The sequence below is a fragment of the Desulfovirgula thermocuniculi DSM 16036 genome (assembly GCF_000429345.1).
Classification (GTDB): Bacteria; Bacillota; Desulfotomaculia; order Desulfotomaculales; family Desulfovirgulaceae; genus Desulfovirgula; species Desulfovirgula thermocuniculi.
On sequence record NZ_AUBR01000032.1, the window covers coordinates 20,660 to 38,503 of the forward strand.

General features: G+C 57.9%; 18 protein-coding genes and 1 tRNA gene. 1 reads left to right on the top strand and 18 read right to left on the bottom strand.

All coding sequences use genetic code 11. The features are described 5' to 3' along the window. Nucleotides 1–17 precede the first annotated feature (17 nt). The 3 genes from G454_RS0108895 to G454_RS0108905 all read right to left on the bottom strand — a co-directional run bounded on the left by G454_RS0108895 (nucleotide 18) and on the right by G454_RS0108905 (nucleotide 4,518). A complete protein-coding gene (locus G454_RS0108895) occupies nucleotides 18–875 on the bottom strand; it encodes a CoB--CoM heterodisulfide reductase iron-sulfur subunit B family protein (RefSeq protein ID WP_027718349.1) in 858 nt (285 codons plus the stop codon). After that, on the bottom strand, nucleotides 872–1,453 hold the full coding sequence (locus G454_RS0108900; protein WP_027718350.1) for a 4Fe-4S dicluster domain-containing protein: 582 nt from the start codon (nucleotides 1,451–1,453) through the stop codon (nucleotides 872–874). The genes G454_RS0108895 and G454_RS0108900 overlap by 4 nt, the downstream gene beginning before the upstream one ends. A 284-nt stretch (nucleotides 1,454–1,737) precedes the next feature. Then, on the bottom strand, nucleotides 1,738–4,518 hold the full coding sequence (locus G454_RS0108905) for a helicase C-terminal domain-containing protein (RefSeq protein ID WP_051276131.1): 2,781 nt from the start codon (nucleotides 4,516–4,518) through the stop codon (nucleotides 1,738–1,740). Nucleotides 4,519–4,593: 75 nt separating this feature from the next. Here G454_RS0108905 and G454_RS0108910 point away from each other — a divergent pair, with 75 nt between their 5' ends. After that, nucleotides 4,594–4,836 carry a hypothetical protein gene (locus G454_RS0108910; protein ID WP_027718352.1) on the top strand — a complete coding sequence of 81 codons (243 nt, stop codon included), beginning with the start codon at nucleotides 4,594–4,596 and terminating at the stop codon, nucleotides 4,834–4,836. A gap of 47 nt (nucleotides 4,837–4,883) precedes the next feature. Here the strand turns inward: G454_RS0108910 and G454_RS18445 are convergent, their stop codons facing one another. The 15 genes from G454_RS18445 to G454_RS0108990 all read right to left on the bottom strand — a co-directional run bounded on the left by G454_RS18445 (nucleotide 4,884) and on the right by G454_RS0108990 (nucleotide 17,480). Next, nucleotides 4,884–6,101 carry a S8 family peptidase gene (locus tag G454_RS18445; RefSeq protein ID WP_051276133.1) on the bottom strand — a complete coding sequence of 406 codons (1,218 nt, stop codon included), beginning with the start codon at nucleotides 6,099–6,101 and terminating at the stop codon, nucleotides 4,884–4,886. 13 nt (nucleotides 6,102–6,114) lie between these two features. After that, complete coding sequence (locus tag G454_RS0108920) at nucleotides 6,115–6,651, bottom strand: hypothetical protein (RefSeq protein ID WP_027718353.1); 537 nt, start codon at nucleotides 6,649–6,651, stop codon at nucleotides 6,115–6,117. Nucleotides 6,652–6,771: 120 nt separating this feature from the next. Next, a complete protein-coding gene (locus G454_RS21415; RefSeq protein ID WP_156896716.1) occupies nucleotides 6,772–6,939 on the bottom strand; it encodes a hypothetical protein in 168 nt (55 codons plus the stop codon). A gap of 209 nt (nucleotides 6,940–7,148) precedes the next feature. Continuing rightward, entirely contained in the window at nucleotides 7,149–7,832 is a 684-nt protein-coding gene (locus G454_RS0108930; RefSeq protein ID WP_027718354.1) for a metal-dependent hydrolase, read from the bottom strand. 39 nt (nucleotides 7,833–7,871) lie between these two features. Beyond that, nucleotides 7,872–8,828 carry a methylmalonyl Co-A mutase-associated GTPase MeaB gene (gene meaB, locus G454_RS18450; RefSeq protein ID WP_051276137.1) on the bottom strand — a complete coding sequence of 319 codons (957 nt, stop codon included), beginning with the start codon at nucleotides 8,826–8,828 and terminating at the stop codon, nucleotides 7,872–7,874. 316 nt (nucleotides 8,829–9,144) lie between these two features. Then, nucleotides 9,145–10,053: a thioredoxin-disulfide reductase gene (gene trxB, locus G454_RS0108940; RefSeq protein ID WP_027718355.1), complete on the bottom strand. Its 909-nt coding sequence runs from the start codon at nucleotides 10,051–10,053 to the stop codon at nucleotides 9,145–9,147. Next, nucleotides 10,046–10,774: an ATP-binding cassette domain-containing protein gene (locus G454_RS0108945; RefSeq protein ID WP_027718356.1), complete on the bottom strand. Its 729-nt coding sequence runs from the start codon at nucleotides 10,772–10,774 to the stop codon at nucleotides 10,046–10,048. The genes trxB and G454_RS0108945 overlap by 8 nt, the downstream gene beginning before the upstream one ends. Further along, nucleotides 10,771–11,544 (bottom strand): ABC transporter ATP-binding protein, encoded by a 774-nt coding sequence (locus G454_RS0108950; RefSeq protein ID WP_027718357.1) that lies wholly within the window; start codon nucleotides 11,542–11,544, stop codon nucleotides 10,771–10,773. Before G454_RS0108950 ends, G454_RS0108945 begins: the two co-directional genes overlap by 4 nt. Continuing rightward, nucleotides 11,525–12,547 carry a branched-chain amino acid ABC transporter permease gene (locus G454_RS0108955; RefSeq protein WP_211230021.1) on the bottom strand — a complete coding sequence of 341 codons (1,023 nt, stop codon included), beginning with the start codon at nucleotides 12,545–12,547 and terminating at the stop codon, nucleotides 11,525–11,527. The genes G454_RS0108950 and G454_RS0108955 overlap by 20 nt, the downstream gene beginning before the upstream one ends. A 17-nt stretch (nucleotides 12,548–12,564) precedes the next feature. Continuing rightward, nucleotides 12,565–13,449, bottom strand: a complete 885-nt coding sequence (locus G454_RS0108960) for a branched-chain amino acid ABC transporter permease (protein ID WP_027718359.1) — start codon at nucleotides 13,447–13,449, stop codon at nucleotides 12,565–12,567. Nucleotides 13,450–13,532: 83 nt separating this feature from the next. Beyond that, nucleotides 13,533–14,699, bottom strand: a complete 1,167-nt coding sequence (locus G454_RS0108965) for an ABC transporter substrate-binding protein (protein WP_027718360.1) — start codon at nucleotides 14,697–14,699, stop codon at nucleotides 13,533–13,535. Between the two features lie 216 nt (nucleotides 14,700–14,915). After that, entirely contained in the window at nucleotides 14,916–15,767 is an 852-nt protein-coding gene (locus tag G454_RS0108975; protein ID WP_027718361.1) for an MTAP family purine nucleoside phosphorylase, read from the bottom strand. A gap of 6 nt (nucleotides 15,768–15,773) precedes the next feature. After that, nucleotides 15,774–16,526: a class I SAM-dependent DNA methyltransferase gene (locus tag G454_RS0108980; RefSeq protein WP_027718362.1), complete on the bottom strand. Its 753-nt coding sequence runs from the start codon at nucleotides 16,524–16,526 to the stop codon at nucleotides 15,774–15,776. 72 nt (nucleotides 16,527–16,598) lie between these two features. After that, a complete protein-coding gene (locus tag G454_RS0108985) occupies nucleotides 16,599–17,243 on the bottom strand; it encodes an adenylate kinase (RefSeq protein WP_027718363.1) in 645 nt (214 codons plus the stop codon). Between the two features lie 159 nt (nucleotides 17,244–17,402). Further along, nucleotides 17,403–17,480 (bottom strand) — tRNA-Pro (locus G454_RS0108990). Nucleotides 17,481–17,844 lie beyond the last annotated feature (364 nt).

Sequence of the window (17,844 nt, forward strand, 5' to 3'; positions counted from 1 at the left end):
TCCTCGGGTACCGTTGTTCAACCCACCATTTTCAGGATGCTTCTGGTTTCCACGAAGTGGGCCTCGAGGCCCAGCTCGCGCTCGCCCTGGCCCATGGCCAGCCCCAAGAGCTGTGTGAGGTAGAGGACCGGCAGGGGACGATAATTGGCCAGGAACCGCTTTGCCTTTGCCTGGCGGATGTCCAGGTTGAAGTGGCACAAGGGGCAGGCGCAGGCAATGCAGTTGGCCCCAGCGGCCAGGGCGGCCTTTAAGATGCGGGAGATGATGGGTATGGCTACCTCTTCGTTGCTCACGGCCAGCGAGGCCCCGCAGCATTCCGTTTTGTGTGTCCAGTCGACTACCTCCGCGCCGGCGGCGCGCAAGATTTTTTCCATCACCTGCGGGTTTTCCGCATCGTCTATCTGGATGGCGCGCGGCCTTACGAGGAGGCAGCCGTAATAGGCTGCCACTTTGAGTCCCCGCAGCGGCCTTACCACCAGGGACTTTATTTTTTCCGTACCGGCAGAGAGGAGCATTTCGACAATGGACTTAACCCGGATTGTGCCGTTAAAGGGTCTTCCGGTGATCCCGTTTACTCTTTCCCACAAAGAGGGGTTGGCGGCCAGCTCATGGCGGGCCAGGGCCAGGCGCTGATAGCAGGCCGCACAGGGGGCCACCACGTCAAGCCCCATTTCTTCTGCCAGGGCCAGGTTGCGGGCGGCCAGGGCCAGAGCCAGGAGGCGGCTCGTTGTGTGCCCTGCGGAAGCTCCGCAGCAGCTCCAGTCGGGGATCTCATGAAATTCAACGCCCATTAGCCTGCCGACCAGTTGTACGGAATGGTTGTACTCCCGGGCGCTGGTTTCCAGCGAGCAGCCGGGGTAGTACGCTAGCCTCATCTGCGGTCCTCCTCTCCCTCTACTTCTTGCAGGCGCGCGAAGATGCGCTCTATTTCTTCCGTACCCCGGGGCCTGGTGGGGGTGAGCTTTAGCTTGCCCTTGCGCCACATGAACCAGCCCGTTTCTGCTTCCCGGAAGAGGTGTCCCGATTTGAGGTTAAAGAGGACCATGGTGGCCAGTTCAAAAAGGCGCCCGTGCTTGCGGATGGAGTCCAGGAAGAGGCGGTTAAAGAGGGCCACCGGGCGGGCCTTGCCGGTGGGAAGGGCCTTTTGGCGCCGGGCTAGGATGCGCAGCGTTTCCATTACGGCAGCCACGTCAATGTTTTGCGGGCAGCGGGCCGTGCAGATGACACAGGTGGTGCAGAGCCAGATGCTCTGCGCGCGCAAGATCTCCTCTCGCAAGCCCAGCCTGATCATGTGCATGATCTGGTGGGGCATCAGGTCGAAGGCAAAGGCTACCGTGCACCCGGCTGTGCACTTGCCGCACTGGTAGCACTTTTCCACGGGCTGGCCGCTTTCCCTTTGCACGTATTCCAGAAGCTCACGGGGGTTTTCTACATCCAGCTTGAGGGTGGCCATGGGGAGATCCCTACCCTTTCGATTATGTTGATGGCTGTTTTCGCTATAGGAAAATGTAGCTATGTAACACAATTAATTATACTTTAGTTTTCGCTGGTAAGTCAACTCGTGCTTTGAGCATAAAAAATAAAAATCTCCGCCGGTATGACGGAGATCACCTTACCCGTTTTTTATAAAAATGCTTTACTTCCAGATCCTCAGGAGCAGGTTTCTAAGGAACGAAGGCAGCCTTATAAAATAAACGCGCAAGGTAGTTCACCCCTTTTGCCTTTGTCAATATAAATTTATGTGGTGCTTGCCGAAATGTGACTCCCGCCGGGGTGGAGCCATTGGAAGATGCGGGCGGCAATGAAAGGAAGGCTGCCCTTTATGTGGTTGCTTAGCGGGAGGGAGTTAAGGAAGTAGCGCCCGTATTTCTTGGTTATCAGCCTGCCGTCCAGGACCACTATTACGCCGCGGTCGCGAGCGGTGCGGATCAGCCTGCCAAACCCCTGCCGGAAGCGAATTACCGCCTGCGGCAGGCTTAAGTGATGAAAGCCGTCCTTTCCCTGTGAGGCCAGCTCCTCCAGACGTGCCCCCGTAAGCGGGAGGTAGGGAGGGAGGAAGGGAAGCTTGACTATGACCACGCATGAGAGGGCGGCTTCGGAAAGGTCGACTCCCTCCCAGAAACTGGACAGGCCGAGGAGGATGGCCTTTTCCGCGCTGCAAAATTCTTTTACCAGCTGCCACCGGTTGCCGTTGAGGCTTTGCGCCAGGAGACAAATGTCCTTTTGCTCGCAAAGGGGCTTTAGCCGCCGATAGGTTTCTCTAAGGGCCCGGTGGGAGGTGTACAGCACGAGCATGCGCCCGTCAACGGTTCCGGCCAGCTGGTCCAGGGCGTGAACCAGGGCGTTGTAATATTTTTCATCGGGTTTGTCCTTGGGGAGAGGCAGGTCCTTGACCACACATAAAAGGGATTGGGAGTTATAGGCAAAAGGTGAATCCAGCCGCAAGAAGGAAAGCCTTTCCGGGGGAAGCAGGTTCAATCCCGTGCGCTCCGTAAAGTAAGCGAAGCTCCCGTTTACGGTAAGGGTGGCCGAAGTGAAGACAATTGCTTTGGGGGTGCGATATAGCTGCTCGTGGAGGATATGATCCACTCTAACCGGTGCGGCGCATAAAAGGCAGTTATGGCTTTCCCCTTCGTGTGCTTCGGCCCAGTAGGCGTGGTTCTCAAAAAGGCCCTCTATTATTCCTTCCAGTTCTTCCTTCATGGCGCGGCCTTCTTTAATATAATGGGACAATTCCCTGGGCAGGTGGCCATGGGGGAAGGCGCCTTCCTTCAGGTGGCGGTGAAGGGCGGAAAGCACGGCCAGCGTTTCTTCCAGTGAGAGCATGAAATTGTCTCCGTAGGGCTGCGGCAGCAGGGTTGCCTTCACGTTTTCCTGGGGCTGAAGGCGCAGGAAGTAAGGCGCTTCGTATTGGGCAGGCGCGGCCTTCTGCATTACCAGCCGGTGGAGGGCGGAGAAGAACAACTCCCCCTGTTGTAAAAGGTGGCGCGTGGCCTTCCGGGCGTCCCGCAGGGAATTGTGCCACGCTTCCGGCTCTTTTTCCGGCGTCCACCTGGAGAGTTTTTCTAAGGCGTGGCTCAAGCCGGATAACCAGCGAAAAAAAGCGTTTCGGGAAACGGCCCTGGTCATTTGTTCCGTGGCCGCTTCTTCCAGGTGATGGGCCTCATCCACCACCAGCACCTCATATCTAGGGAGGAGGCGGCTTTCCACGCGCAGGTCGGAGAGGAGGAGCGAGTGGTTGGTGATGATCAGGTGGGCTGCTTCGGCTTCCTTTTTCATGCGCGTGAGATAACAGGATTGGGCGGCGAAGGGGCAACTATAGCCCTCGCAGGTTTCGCCGTCTGCACTGAGGGAGAGCCACAACTCTTGCTCACGGGCATTTAGGTTGAGCTCGGCCCTGTCCCCTGTGGCGGTTTCCTGGCACCATACCAGGATGCGGGCGAGGAAGGCCGCTTCTTCTTTTGTGCGGGTAGGGGCGTGAAGGGCGTTGTACCACCGCTGCAGGCAGAGATAGTTTTGGCGCCCTTTCACCAGAGCGACATGGCAGGGCCAGCCCAGGGCTCTCTGCAGCAAGGGAATATCCTTCCGCCACAGCTGGTCCTGGAGGTTAATCGTTCTCGTGGCTACGACGACTTTCTCTCCCGAGGTCAGCGCCCGGTACATGGCCGGTAAGAGGTAGCCGATGGTTTTCCCGGTTCCCGTACCCGCTTCCAGCACCAGGAATTTTCCTTCTTCCAGTGCCTGGGCAACGGCGGCCACCATTTGCACCTGCTGCGGGCGGTACTCATAATTGGAAAGGTTGGAAGCCAGCGGACCGCCGGGGCACAGCAGCCGAGGCAGGCCCTCCCACGAGGGCGGTAACGGGTAGCCGGGCCACTCTTCTTTTGGTGCATTGTCCCTGTGAAAGGCGCTTGCTCCGGCGCAGCCTGGCATGCGGGCCAGGCAGGATATCTCTTCGGCCCAGGGGGACGAGGCCTGTTGGAGAAGGTCGGCCAGGTCGGCCAGCACGGCGCCTCCCAGGCCGGCGGCCCGCTCCAGCAGGAGCCTGTAGAGGCTTGCCGTGGCCAAGGTGTCGCTTAGCGCCCGGTGGGGGGCTTCCTGTCGGATGCCCAGCAGGCGGCAGAGGTTGGAAAGCTTGTAGCTCGGGGCAGTGGGCAGGAGTATGCGTGCCAGCTCGCGCGTGTCAAAAAGCTTGTTGGGCAAAGCCCTCCCCAGGGCGGCCTGCAGGAAGTCGCGGTCAAAGGAAATGTGGTGCCCCAGCAAGGGGCTGCTGCCGATGAAGGACATTACTGCCGGTAGTATCTCCTGCAGCGTGGGGGCGCCGGCAAGGGCCGGCTCATCCAGTCCGGTGAGGCGGCGGATGAAAGGCGGTACGGGCCCGCCGGGGCGCACGAGGCTGTGGAATTGCCCGGTTATCTCCCCGTTTTCCAGGCGCAGGAGGGCAATCTCGATGATCTCGTCCTTTTGCGGGTTTAAACCCGTTGTTTCCACATCACAAATTACGGCGGAAAGGGGCACCGGGCCAGCACCTCGGCTCAAAATGCTAAGATGGGTCATATACTATAGTACCAAATCAAAGGAGGAGAAGTATAGATGGAAAAAAAGTCTTTTGATGCCAGCCTGTTGCCCGACCTGTTAAAGAGCCTTCTGCACAACCTGGACCCCTCGGTGCTGGAGCAACTGGAGCGGCTCAGGGAAAGTGCGGACCCCCAAGCGCTAAGCCAGCAATTCGACCAGGTGCTGCGGCTGCTGCATCAAAACTTCGGTGGTGACGAAGGCCAGGCACTGGCCCAGCTCTGGCACGGCATAATGGAGATGATGAAGCAGCAAAAATAAAAACGGGGGTGAGCGCACACCCCCTTTATTTTCGGGATACAGGAGGTTTAGGCGGTAGATTTATGGGGGAAGGGCCAGAAACCCGGCATTTTGGGTGGATAAGCATGCTCCTCTCCGTTATTTTCGCCCTCTTTCCCCTCTTCTTCCCCTTTGGACCAGGCGCCGTGGACTTTTTGGCATGCCAGGTCTGCCCGCACCAGCCCCGCGCCCTGCTGTTCCGAAGAAAGCGAGGGCAGCTTTTCGGCCGTGCCGTAAAGGATGCGGGTAATCTGGCCGGCGGAGTGCCCGGGGGCGAGGGACCATAGCAAGGCCACGGTTCCGCTGACATGGGGTGCGGCCATGGAAGTGCCGCTCAGCCTCCAGAACGAACCGCCGCTCTTGGTGGAGAGGATGTTTGTACCCGGGGCCACCAGCTTTATTTCCTTGCCTTGGCTGCTAAAGGGTGCCAGGCCGTCCTTTTCGTCCGTGGCCCCCACCGCTATTACCTCCGGGTAGGCGGCAGGATAGTCCACGGAGTGGTTGGTCCCGTCGTTGCCAGCTGCGGCAACTACCACGGCGCCTTTTCTGACCACCTGGCGGATGGCCTCGTGGAGGGCTTTGCTGCCGGTGTTCGACCCGAAGCTCAAGTTTATAACCCGCATATTCTGCTCCAGGCACCACTGCAAGCCGCGGATTACATCGGCAAAGGAGCCCTTTCCCCGGCGGTCCAGCACTTTTACAGGGTAAATTTTGGCCCCGGGGGCAGCTCCGATAATGCCGAAATCATTTCTGACGGCGGCAATGATGCCGCTGATATGGGTGCCGTGGCCGTGATCGTCAAGGGGCGGCAGGTGGGGATCGAGGATGTTTTTCCCTTCTCCCAGGTTATCGCGTAGATCCGGATGATGCAGGTCGCAGCCGGTATCCAGCACGGCCACCTTTACCCCCTCGCCGTCCGCTTGCGACCATGCCTGGTCTGCCCCAATCCGGTGTATGCCCCAAGGTATGACCTGGTACCCTTCTTTAATAATGGCATGTTTGGCCTCCAGCCATACCGGATAGAGGCGAACCTGCAGGTTGCTTTCAATGGCCGTAACCATTTCCTCTTTCCTTAAACCCTGAAGGTGTACACCGTCAGGCAGGTAACAGGCGACGCCGTTTACCAGGGGCAGGGGTTCGATGCGGCTGGCACCGTAACCGGTGAGCAGGCTGCGCAAGTCGTCGCGCAGGACGGTGCCCTCGAAGGCCGGTTCCTTGAATAAGATGATATAGTTAAGCTTTTTCATGTTGCCCTTCTCCTCATTGTTCCTGGGCCTGTTCCGGCACAGTTTTTTTCTCCTCGCTGATGAGGCTTCTCAGGAAAGCGTTGATGGGCTCCAGGAGGCGGGAAAGATCTGGAGAGGTTATGGTCCTGCCCGTTGAAACCGCAGGGCCGCCTGCGGTGGTCACTTTAAAGTCATTGAAGGTTTTGAGGATGGAATCGAGCATGACCTGGGCACTGTTGGCAATAATCTCAATTACCTGTCCCACGGCCCTGGTGCCGGCAATGGCCTTGCGCAGGGTAAGCTCGAGGTCCTTTTTCCCCACTTCCGCACGCTCAAGGGATTGCCTGTGCGCCAGCCTTTCCAGCTGGTTAATGATAACCTCCAGCTTTTGGGTAAGCTTGTTTTCACGGGAGCGCTGCACTTCCAAATCGGCAATTAGCTCCGCCAGGCGCTCGAGGCTGTTGGAAATCCGCCCCACATCTTCTAGCTGGCTGCTTTTTTCGGCTTGGAAGCTTTCCAGCCTGTTTACCAGGTGATCCAGGGTTTCATGGATGGGCTTATCTGAAGGCATGGCTCTGCGCTTCCTTTCTCAAAATATTTCTCAAAATAAAAGTTTTGTAATATGCGGGTGGAGGGTTGCACTAAGGCACGTACAACCCCCCACCGCTGGCCTAAAGGACTTTTAGAATCCTTAAAAGGCCAGAACAATCAGGCCTACGACTACCACCAGCGCGCCGGGGAAGAAGAATCCGAACCTGATGAGGAGCAGTCCTACCAGGATCAGAAATACACCGGCGAGTACCTCCAGAAAGCTGGTGGCCTTTGTCCCTACTTCCGGCTTTTCTACAATGTCGGGCATAGAAGTTCCTCCCCTTCCCTGGAATGTCTGTCGGGGTCCTTTTTTGGCTCCCTGGAACCAGAATATGCAGCAGGGCATGTAAGGTGATACTGGGCCGGAAAGCAAAGAGGCACCGGCGTGACGGTGCCTCTTCCTTCCATGTGTTCTCCCGGCGGCCAAGCCGTTCCGGGAGCCGGCCTGGAAGCGGGGAGTGGGCCTGCGGGGAGCAATTAGAGCTCGTAGCTTTCTCCCGGGGCGAGGATAATTACTCGTGCCGTTGTCTGGGCCTCCACCTTGCGCTTGAACTCTTGGGGGTCCTGGGCAATCAGGGGCCAGGTGTTATAGTGCATGGGTATGACGGCTGCCGGTTTGAGGAGCTTTACCGCTTCCAGGGCGTCCTCGGGACCCATGGTGAAATTGTCCCCGATGGGCAGCAGGGCCAGGTCGAGGGAGTGCAACTGGCCGATTAAAGCCATGTCCCCCAAAAGCCCTGTGTCCCCGGCATGATAAATATTTTTCCCCTCCATGCTGATGAGAAAGCCGCAGGGCGTGCCCAGGTACTCGGCGGGTCCTCCCGTGACCAGGCCGCTGCCGTGCCAGGCAGGGGTGAGCTTAACCTTAACGGGGCCAAACTGGCGGCTGCCTCCAATGTGCATGGCGTGGGTGTTTGCGCCCTGGCGGCTGCAGTAGCTGGCCAGCTCGAAGACGGAGACAATGGTGGCCCCCGTATTCCGGGCTATCTCCACCGCATCCCCCAGGTGATCGCCGTGCCCGTGGCTGACCAGGATGAGGTCAGGGTGCAGGTCTGCGGGTTTTACCGTGGCCAGCGGGTTGTCCTTAATGAAAGGATCGATGAGCACTTTTGCTTCACCCTCGAGATAAAATGCGGCGTGGCCGATGTAGGTAATTTTCAACCGCTTTCCCTCCTCGAATCTTAAAATCTTTTAAGCTTATTATACCAGGTGCTGGCACTTTCCAAGCAGGTAACTGATGATCTCTCTTGCCCCTTGATACGGGCTTTTCTCCCCGCTGGCTACGGCCTCCAGGAAAGGCCTCAGGTTTTCTTTTTCCCTGCATAGCGCCTGGTACCAAAAGTGCCGCACCAGCTCCAGCGTCTCCCTTTCGGCCCTAGCCCAGCGCCTTTCGGCCAGCCCCTTGTTTTGCAGGGCAAAGAGGCGGTGTTTTTCTACGGCTGCCAGAAGCTCATCCACGCCCCGCCCGTCTGTCGCCGAGGTCTTGACCACCGGAGGGCGCCACTTAAGGCGTTCGCCCTGCATGTCCAGCATCATTTCCACCTCTGCGGCTATCTTGGCGGCGCCCGGCAGGTCGCTCTTGTTGATCACAAATACATCGGCAATTTCCATAATCCCGGCTTTTATAGTCTGTATGGCGTCGCCGGCCACGGGAGTGAGGACCACGACGGTGGTATCTGCCACGTGCATGATGTCCAGCTCTGCCTGCCCTACCCCTACGGTTTCAATGAGGATCCAGTTGAAGCCAAAGGCGTCCATGGCCTTAACAACTTCTCCAGTGGCATGGGCCAGCCCGCCCAGGCTCCCCCGCGTGCCCATGCTGCGGATGAAAACACCCCGGTCGGTGGCATGATCCTGCATCCTGATGCGGTCCCCTAAAAGGGCCCCGCCGCTGAAAGGGCTGGTGGGGTCCACGGCGACGATGCCCACGGTTTCCCCCCTGCGGCGCAGGAGCGAAGTGAGGCGGTCTACCAGGGAGCTTTTTCCTGCACCCGGTGCGCCGGTTAGGCCCACCACGTAGGCCCTGCCCGTTAGGGAGTATATCTGCTCCATAATTTGGGAAGCGCCGGGATCCTCGTTTTCCAGGGAGCTGATCAGCCTGGCCAGGGCCCTCATGTCTCCCTGCCGGAACCTCTCGATAAGAGTGTTAATGTTCATTTCCGGCACCTTTATGACCTCCTTTAGGTTATTATAAATCCTGGTCCCAGGAAAAGGGCCGAAAAATTAAAAAGTCTGATAAATCAGAAATGCGCGAATCCGATCTGTTGATTTTGGCTCCCCAGTGGAAGAAAAAGCCCCCTAAAAGACCGGGGGCAGGTGGAGGCCTGCTCGAGAGTGTTTTTTTGCCGCTTAGCCAAGAAAGCTTCCGGAGCGGGAATCACAGGCTCTATAATTATAGCCAACAGGGTCATGTGGAAAACACCTAGTCTCCTCTCCCTTTCTCTTGGCTGTACCGGTGAGGTACAGCCTTTTTTTAGCCCTCGAGGTACTTCTCCGCGCTGAAGGCGGCTATGGCCCCGTCTGCCACGGCAGTTACCACCTGGCGCAGGGGCTTCTGGCGCACGTCACCGGCGGCAAAAATTCCCGGGCAGCTGGTCTGCATGTGCGCATCGGTAATTATATAACCCTGCTCGTCCAAGTTCACCAGGTCTTTTACCAGCGAGGAGTTGGGCCGGTAGCCGATGTACACAAAGACTCCCGACACATTGAGCTCTTTGAGCTCGCCCGTGCGCACGTCTTTCAGCCGTACGCCCGATACCGCCTCCTGCCCTAGGATTTCCTCCACCACGCTGTTCCAGATGAAGGTGATGCGCGGGTTCTGGCGGGCACGCTCCTGGATGACTTTAGTGGCCCGCAGCTGGTCGCGGCGGTGGATGACGTAAACCTGCTGGGCAAACTTGGTGAGGAAAATGGCCTCTTCAATGGCCGCGTCCCCGCCGCCCACGACCGCCACCCTTTTATCCTTAAAGAAGGCCCCGTCGCAGGTGGCGCAGTAAGACACGCCCCGCCCGTAAAAGAGGTCTTCGCCCTTTACGTTAAGCTTCTGGGGGTGGGCCCCCGTGGCAATGATGAGCGCCCGGCCTGCGACCTGCCCCTCCTCGGTGGTAACGAGAAAGTTCGGGCCGTCCTTTTGCACTGCTTCCGCGTGGGCGTATAAAAACTCTAGGCCGAAGCGCCTTGCTTGTTCCTCCATGCGGCTTGCCAGCTCGGGGCCGCTGATGGGCTCGCTGAAGCCGGGGTAGTTTTCAATGAACTCTGTGGTGGCCGCGAGGCCTCCCACCATGGCCCGCTCGATGAGGAGGGTCTTTAATCTGGCCCTAGCCGCATAAATGCCTGCGGTTAACCCCGCCGGCCCCCCACCAATGATTACCACATCATACACCATCTTGTTCCTCCACCTCTCCCAAATAAGCGCTGCGGATGCGCGGGTTGGCCCTCAGTTCTTCCGCTTTGCCGTGTAGCACAATGCGTCCCGTCTCCAAGACATAGGCCCGGTGGGCCACCTGGAGGGCCATGTAGGCGTTTTGCTCCACTAAGAGTATGGTGGTGCCCTGCCGGTTTATGCTCTTGATAATTTCAAAGATTTCTTCCACGAGCAGGGGCGACAGGCCCATGGATGGCTCGTCCAGCAGGAGCAGGGTGGGCTTGCTCATCAGGCCGCGCCCCATGGCCAGCATTTGCTGCTCGCCGCCGGAAAGGGTGCCGGCCAGTTGTTTGGCCCTTTCCCTTAACCTGGGGAAGCGGGTCATGACTTCCTCCAGGCTCTGCTCTACTTCTGCGCGGTTGTTCCTGGTGTACGCGCCCATGAGGAGGTTTTCTTTTACCGTGAGGTTGGGGAATATCTGTCTCCCTTCCGGCACGTGGGAGATGCCCATTCTCACTATCTTATGGGCAGGAAGGCGGGTAATTTTTTGTCCCTGGAAAAAAATTTCTCCCCTTCTGGGCACCAGCAGGCCGGAAATGGTGCGCAGCGTGGTGGATTTCCCGGCGCCGTTGGCGCCGATGAGGGTGACAATTTCGCCCTTTTCCACGCTAAAAGAAATGCCCTGCAAGGCACGGATGGCCCCGTAGTAAACTTCCAGGTCTTTTACTTCCAAAATCATGCCACTGTTGCCCCCTTGCCCAGGTAAGCCTCCAGGACCAGCGGGTTGTGCCGGATTTCCGCGGGCGTGCCGGTGGCGATGACTTGCCCGAAGTCCATGACTACTACCCGCTCGCACAGGTTCATGACCATCCCCATTTGGTGTTCGATGAGCAGGATGGTCAGCTTGAACTTATCTTTAATGGCGCGGATGAGTTCTACCATGCGCCTTACCTCTGCAGGGTTCATTCCCGCCGCCGGCTCGTCCAGCAGCAGGAGCCTGGGGTGGGCGGCCAGGGCCCTGGCTATTTCCAGGCGGCGCTGCTCGCCGTACGCCAGGTTGCCCGCCTTTTCATGGGCCTTCCCGGCGAGGTTAAGGGCCTCCAGGAGGTCCATGGCCTCGCGGGTTACCCGCTCTTCTTCCCGGTAAAAGCGTGGTGTCCTTAAAAAGGCATCAAAGAGGTTGTACTTTATCGTCGGGTGGGACACCGCGCGCACGTTATCCAGCACGGTATTGCCTTTAAAGAGGCGGATATTTTGAAATGTCCTGGCGATCCCCCGCTGGGCTATTAAAAAGGGGGGCAACCCGGTAATATTTTCTCCCAGGAAAGTAATTTGGCCGCTGGTTGGTTTATAAAGGCCGGTGATCAAGTTGAATACCGTCGTCTTACCGGCGCCGTTGGGGCCGATGAGCCCCACAATTTCCCCTTCTTCGACGGTCAGGTTGAAATCGTTTACGGCCTTTAAGCCGCCAAAGCTTTTTGAGAGGCCACTAACTTCCAGGACCGGCATACGTTTGCTGCTCCTTTCCGGGTGCTTTTAGGGGGAGTTTGGGCACCAGGATGGAAAGCTCCTTGCCCCCGAATATGCCCTGCGGTCGCAAGATGATGGTCACAATCAAGATGAGGGCGTAAATCACGCCGCGCCAGTCTATGAAGCTCTGCCCTAGCACGAACCGCAGGCCTTCCAGCAGGAAAACCCAGGCTATGGCGGTAATGATGGTGCCGGTCATGCTCCCGAGGCCGCCCAGCACCACAATGAGGAGGAAGTCAAAGGACTTTAGGAAGTCGAAGTTGGAAGGGTGGAGAAAAGGATAACGGTGGGCATAAATCCCGCCCGCCAGGCCGGCCAGGGAGCACCCCAGGATGAAGGCCATGCTTTTATATCGGGTGGTGTTGATGCCCATGACGTCGGCGGCAATCTCGTCTTCCCGGATGGAAGTGCACGCGCGCCCGTACGTGGAAAAAATGAAATTGCGCACCAGGATAATGCATATAAAGGTTAAGAGGAAGATGAGGTCGAATTTGGCCAGCTGCGGTGTGCCGCTCATCCCGGTGGCGCCGCCTAGCATGGGGATGAGCTTGTTGCTGTTGTCAAGGCCAACCTTGATGATAATGCCGAAACCAAGGGTGGCGATGCCCAGGTAGTCCGAGCGCAGCCTTAAGACGGGGAGCCCGATTAACATGGCCACTATGCCCGCAAGCAGCGTCCCTGCCAGGAGGGAGAGCAGGAAAAAGGCAGGGTTGCCCTGGCCGTAAAGCTTATCTAGGGCGCCGGCCGTATAGGCTCCCAGCCCGTAAAAGGCTGCATGGCCCAGAGAAAATTGCCCGGTAAAACCGTAAATTATGGACAGACCCAGGGCGCCGATGACCATTATTAAACCCTGGTCCAGTACCAGTTGCCAGTATTTGCTGATCATGCCGCCAAACTGCAAGAGCTTAATGGCTGCATAAAAGGCCAGCGCTCCTATGGGAAGCCATAATGCTTGCCGTGAAACCTTCACTTTACCTATCACCTGCGCGCTTTTAAATTTTAAACCTTTTCCGTTTCCGTGCGCCCCAGCAGGCCCTTAGGCCGGAAGAGGAGCACTAAAATTAAAATGGCAAAGGCTATGGCATCGCGCAGCTGGGAGGAAACATAAGCGGCGGTGAGGGTTTCCACCTGCCCCATGATGAGCGCTCCCAGGACCGCGCCGGGTATGATGCCGATGCCTCCCAGCACGGCGGCCGTGAAGGCCTTAAGACCGGGCATGATGCCCATGAAGGGGTGGATCTGGGGGTAGGCAAGGGCATAAAGGATGCCGCCCAAGGCGGCAAAGGCCGAGCCGATGGCAAAGGTAAAGGAGATGACGTTGTCGACGTTTACTCCCATGAGGCGGGCGGCATTGTGGTCCACGGCGACGGTGCGCATGGCCATACCGATTTTCGTGCGGTAAATGAGAAACTGGAGCAGCACGAGCATGGCCACGACCACCACAAAGACGATTACCTGAATGTTGGTTACGGTCAGGCCGGCAATTTTCCAGTTAACCTCGGCAAAAGGGCGTGGCACCACCCGGTAATTGGGCCCGAAAACGAATTTCAGGCTGCTGAAGTACTCCAGGAACAAGGAGACGCCAATGGCGCTAATCAGGGCGGCTATCTTCGGCGCATAACGGAGGGGGCGGTAGGCAACGCGCTCAATGGTCACGCCCAGGGCGGCGCAGGCAACCATGGCCAGCAGGATGGCTGCGGGCAGGGGCAGCCCCCACACGGCAAAGCCAAAGTAACCCAGAAAGGCCCCCACCATAAAGACGTCACCGTGGGCAAAATTAATGAGCTGGATGATCCCGTACACCATTGTATAGCCCAGGGCAATGAGGGCGTACATGAGTCCCAGCTGAAGGCCGTTTAAGACCTGCTCCAAAAAGTACTCCACCTGCTGCTGACCTCCTGCTCTAGAGCAATCTTGGCGGGGAGGGGGAATGCCCACCTCCCCGCCGTCGCATGTGCCGGGAGTATTTATGGCCTGTACATGGTGACGAACTTTTGCTTGCCGCCTTCAATCTTCAGGATGGCCACAGGCTTGACGGGGTTGCCGTCCTTATCAAAGGAAATGTTGTCGCCGCTGACAATGTTAAGGCCCTTGGTGTTTTGCATGGCTTCCTTGACCTTGACGGGGTCGTCGCTGTTGGCCGTTTTAATGGCGTTGAGCATGATGTTGGTGGCGTCGTAGAAGAGGGTGGCCAGCGCATCGGGCACGGTACCGTACTTGGCCTTGTACTGCTCCACAAAGGTCTTCACGGCTGGCCGCGGGTCATCGGCGGAATAGTGGTTGGTGAAGTAGCCGCCCTCCATGGTCTTGTAGTCCAGCTCGGCGGAGTCCCAGCCGTCGCCGCCCATGAACACGGCCTTAATGCCTTTCTCGCGGGCCTGCTTGCCGATCAAGCTTACCTTTTGATAATAGTCGGGGAGGAATAATACGTCGGGGTTCTTCTTGGCGATGTTGGTCAGTACAGCCGAAAAATCGGTGTCGTTGGTGGAGTAAGCTTCCATGGCCAGGACCTGGCCGCCGCCGGCAGTAAAGGCTTCCTTGAAGTTGTTGGCCAGGCCGATGCTGTAATCGTTAGCCTGATCGTAGAGGATAGCCGCGGTCTTCAGCTTTAGCTCGTTGAGGGCGAACTTTGCCGCCACCGTGCCCTGCACGGGGTCAATGAAGCACGCCCGGAAAACGTATTCCTTCCTCTTGCCTTCATCCACGGTAACCTTGGGGTTGGTGGCTGTGCCGGAGATCATAACTACCTTGTTGTCGTTGGCCAGCTTGGAGATGGGGATGGTGCACTTGGAGGTGAGGGAGCCGACGATAAACTTGACGCCGTCCTGGGTAATGGCCTTTGTGGCCACGTTTACGGCTTCCGTGGCGTCGTTGCGGTCGTCGTAAATGACGTGCTCGATCTTGTAGTCCCCTGCCTTGTAGCCGGCTTGCTCCAGGGCCAGCAGGAAGCCGTTCTTGGCCGATTCGCCAAAGGTCTTGACGTCGCCGGTTAACGGGGCAATGAGGGCCAGCTTGATTTTCTTTTCTCCCGAAGTTCCCGTAGTTCCCTTCTGGCCTTGCCCGCAGCCGGTGGCCAGGAGGGCCAAGGCCAAAAGGGCTACTAGCACCGCAAACCAAGCTTTTTTATTGCCCATTCTAAAGCAAGACCTCCTCATAATGATGTTGATGTTTTTAGGTGGTTAAGGAAATCAAGTTTTTTGACTGTTTTGAGTTTTTCCTCCCTTTTCCCCTCCCCTCTTTTCCTTTTTGCCGGCGCTTTAAAACCGCCATGTTTTAATTCTACAAGACTTTTAAAATTCCTCTCCCCGGGGAGGCGCCGGGTGGCGATAATTTTTGCTCTGCAGGGCCTTTTATTGCTGCTCCCGGTTATCTTCCTTGAGCAGGGTGTGGTAGCGGAGCCCGGGGCAGCCGCAGTCTTGGGAGGCGTCAAGGCGGTCCAAGGCCTCCAGAATGATCATGGCCATGCGCTGCGCTTCATGGTAAAAAATGTCGGCCAACTCTTCGTGGCTCCAATCGCTTATCACCCCTTCGGCGTAGTTGGTGACAATGTCTACCCTGGCGTAGCAGGCGCCGATTTCCCTGGCCAGGTAAACTTCGGGGCACATGCTTTGCCCCACCATGTCCGCGCCCAGGCGGGCCAGCATGGCGATTTCCGCAGGACTCTCAAAGTGACGCCCGTCGGTTACGGCATAAATGCCGCGGTCAAAAACGCGCCCCGGGGCGTGCTTTTGGGCAGCCTCATAGAGTGCCCCCCTGATGACCGGGCAAACGGCCTGACGCATGGCCAGGAGATAATCCCCTTCCAGGCCCACGTCTTTGCGCATGGAAAAGTCCAGGTAATCGGAAGCGATGAGGACGTCCCTGGGCTTCAGGAGGTGGTTGATGGCCCCTACACCGCCCTCGGAGATTATTTTTTTCACCCCTGCCTCCCTTAGCACCCAGAAGAGCTGCTGAGAGGCCTTTCCCCGGGGTACGCCGCGGCGCCACCCGTGCATTTTCACGGTAAGTACCTTTTTGCCGTTAAAGGTGAACAGCTTGAAGGGAGGGCTTTCCCCGTACGGCGTGGGGAAAGTGAGCCCGGTGGCCAGCACAACCAGCTCTCCGGGAAAAGGCACATCTTCGGGAAAGCGCAGGCTGAAGGTACTCGAGCCGCCTATGACGGCGTATTCCACAGGGGGGATTTCTCCGGCCTTGTAGGCCACGGCAGATCAGCTCCTTTTGCGGGCCACATAAAAGTGGCGCCTGGTTTCTCCAGCAGGCGGGGAGAAGGTGAAGGCATCGTATACGGCCACAAGCATGAGGCGCGAGGCCTCCAGTGCCCGCCGGATCCGTTCCGGGGAATGGTGGTACTCGCGGTGGATTTCTTTAAACGCGCCGGTGGTTCCTTCTCCGTCTTTAAAGGTGATGGCCAGCTCGACTTCCCAGCAAAGCTTCTGGGGGTAGTGGCGTGTCTGCCAGCACAGGCAGCAGTCGGCCAGGACGAATGAGTCCGGCGTGCTGGTACCCCCTGCTTTGAGCAGCAGGCGGATGTTGTTGGCATCGAAAATGAAGAGGCCCCCGGGGTTAAGGTTCTCGTACACCCGGCGAAAGGTTCTCACCAGGTCCCTGTAGCCCGGCAGGTAGTTGATGCCGTCGTGAAAGCAGGTAACCAGGTCCACCGGTTCTTTTAACTCAAAGGAGCGCATGTCCCCGACCAGGAACTCCACGTCCAGGCCGAGCTGCGCTGCTTTCTTCCTGGCCGCGCTAATCATGGCTGGCGAGATGTCCAACCCCAGTACGCGGTAACCGCGCCTGGCGAGGGGTAGGGTCAGGTTTCCCGTGCCACAGGCCAGGTCCAGCACCGTGCGGGGGCAATGGCCAAAGCGCCTGAGAATTTTTTGCAGGTACTCTGCCCACTCTTCGTAGTCCACACCTGCCACCAGAAGGTCGTAGATTCTGGCAAGCCTCTCATACGGTTTCACGGATATCCCTTCCCCCGCAGGCCGGCAATTAGCTGCCCCCGGCTCCTGCCGGGGGCAGCTTTAGGGTGATCCTCACTTTTTCAGGCCGGCTATGATGTCCTCGAAGACTTTTTTAATTTCCTGGTCACCGTTGATGTTGACAAGCAGCCCCTTTTGCGTGTAGTATTCGATGAGCGGGCGGGTCTGCGCCTCGTAGACATCCAGGCGGTTGGCTACCGCTTCTTCGTTGTCGTCGCTGCGCTGGTAGAGCTCGCCCCCGCAGGCGTTGCACTTGCCTTCCATCTGCGGCGGGTTAAAGAGGATATGATAGGTGGCCCCGCAGTTGCGGCACACACGCCGGCCGGTCAGGCGGGCCATGAGCTTGTCCCGCGGCACGGTAATGTTGATTACCCCATCCAGCTGGATGCCCATGCTCCTGAGGGTTTCATCGAGGGCTTCCGCCTGTGCCAGGGTGCGGGGAAAGCCGTCCAGAAGAAAGCCCTTCTGACAATCGGGTTTCTGCAGGCGGTCCTTAACCATCCCCACCACTACTTCATCGGGCACCAGCTCTCCGCGGTCCATGTACTCTTTGGCTTTCTTACCCATTTCCGTGCCCTCCTTTATGGCGGCCCGGAACATATCACCCGTGGAGATGTGGGTGATGCCCAGCTCCTTCACCAGCATTTCCGCCTGCGTGCCCTTGCCTGCCCCCGGCGGGCCCATGATCAGCAGTTTCAAAACCATCCCCTCCCCGCGATAGTTATTTTAATCACCAATTACTCAAATTATATCGCCTTTGGGATAACTTTAAAAGCCTATAAAAGGGCAAACGCGCTTAAAGCGCCGCAGGCAAAAAAGTAAAGGCTCCCTGGAGGGAGCCTTGCCGCATGGTACTACTGGTCGGGATGACAGGACTTGAACCTGCGACCTCACGGTCCCGAACCGTGCGCTCTCGCCAAGCTGAGCTACATCCCGGAGTGCTATGATGTATTATCTAACATGTGAGGGGAAAAGTCAAGGGCCTTGCGCCCTCAGGTATCCCCACCTTTTATGCCTACATCCCGCTGTAAGCTATCTCGGGCCAGGCATCGAATACCCAGGGGCATCGGCCCCGTCGTCCGCTCAACCAGGAATGAAAAATATAGTACCCCACACGCCAAAGCCCCAGAGTCCGCTTTCGCTCTGTGTTCGCCATCAGCCGCCGGTGCAGTTGCCGTTTTTCGGCCCAATCACCCACTACGGTCAGTAAGTAGTAGGCGTACGCTATTAAAAGAAAAAGCCGGTTATAACGCATCGCCGTCCTCAATACCAGCCCCCGCAGCCGAAAACCAGCCCGCTC

Coding starts and splice junctions, on each gene's coding strand:
- G454_RS0108895 (WP_027718349.1), bottom strand. CDS start 875: ATGAGGCTAGCGTACTACCCCGGCTGCTCGCTGGAAACCAGCGCCCGG.
- G454_RS0108900 (WP_027718350.1), bottom strand. CDS start 1,453: ATGGCCACCCTCAAGCTGGATGTAGAAAACCCCCGTGAGCTTCTGGAA.
- G454_RS0108910 (WP_027718352.1), top strand. CDS start 4,594: ATGGAAAAAAAGTCTTTTGATGCCAGCCTGTTGCCCGACCTGTTAAAG.
- G454_RS18445 (WP_051276133.1), bottom strand. CDS start 6,101: ATGAAAAAGCTTAACTATATCATCTTATTCAAGGAACCGGCCTTCGAG.
- G454_RS0108920 (WP_027718353.1), bottom strand. CDS start 6,651: ATGCCTTCAGATAAGCCCATCCATGAAACCCTGGATCACCTGGTAAAC.
- G454_RS21415 (WP_156896716.1), bottom strand. CDS start 6,939: ATGCCCGACATTGTAGAAAAGCCGGAAGTAGGGACAAAGGCCACCAGC.
- meaB (WP_051276137.1), bottom strand. CDS start 8,828: ATGAACATTAACACTCTTATCGAGAGGTTCCGGCAGGGAGACATGAGG.
- G454_RS0108945 (WP_027718356.1), bottom strand. CDS start 10,774: ATGATTTTGGAAGTAAAAGACCTGGAAGTTTACTACGGGGCCATCCGT.
- G454_RS0108950 (WP_027718357.1), bottom strand. CDS start 11,544: ATGCCGGTCCTGGAAGTTAGTGGCCTCTCAAAAAGCTTTGGCGGCTTA.
- G454_RS0108965 (WP_027718360.1), bottom strand. CDS start 14,699: ATGGGCAATAAAAAAGCTTGGTTTGCGGTGCTAGTAGCCCTTTTGGCC.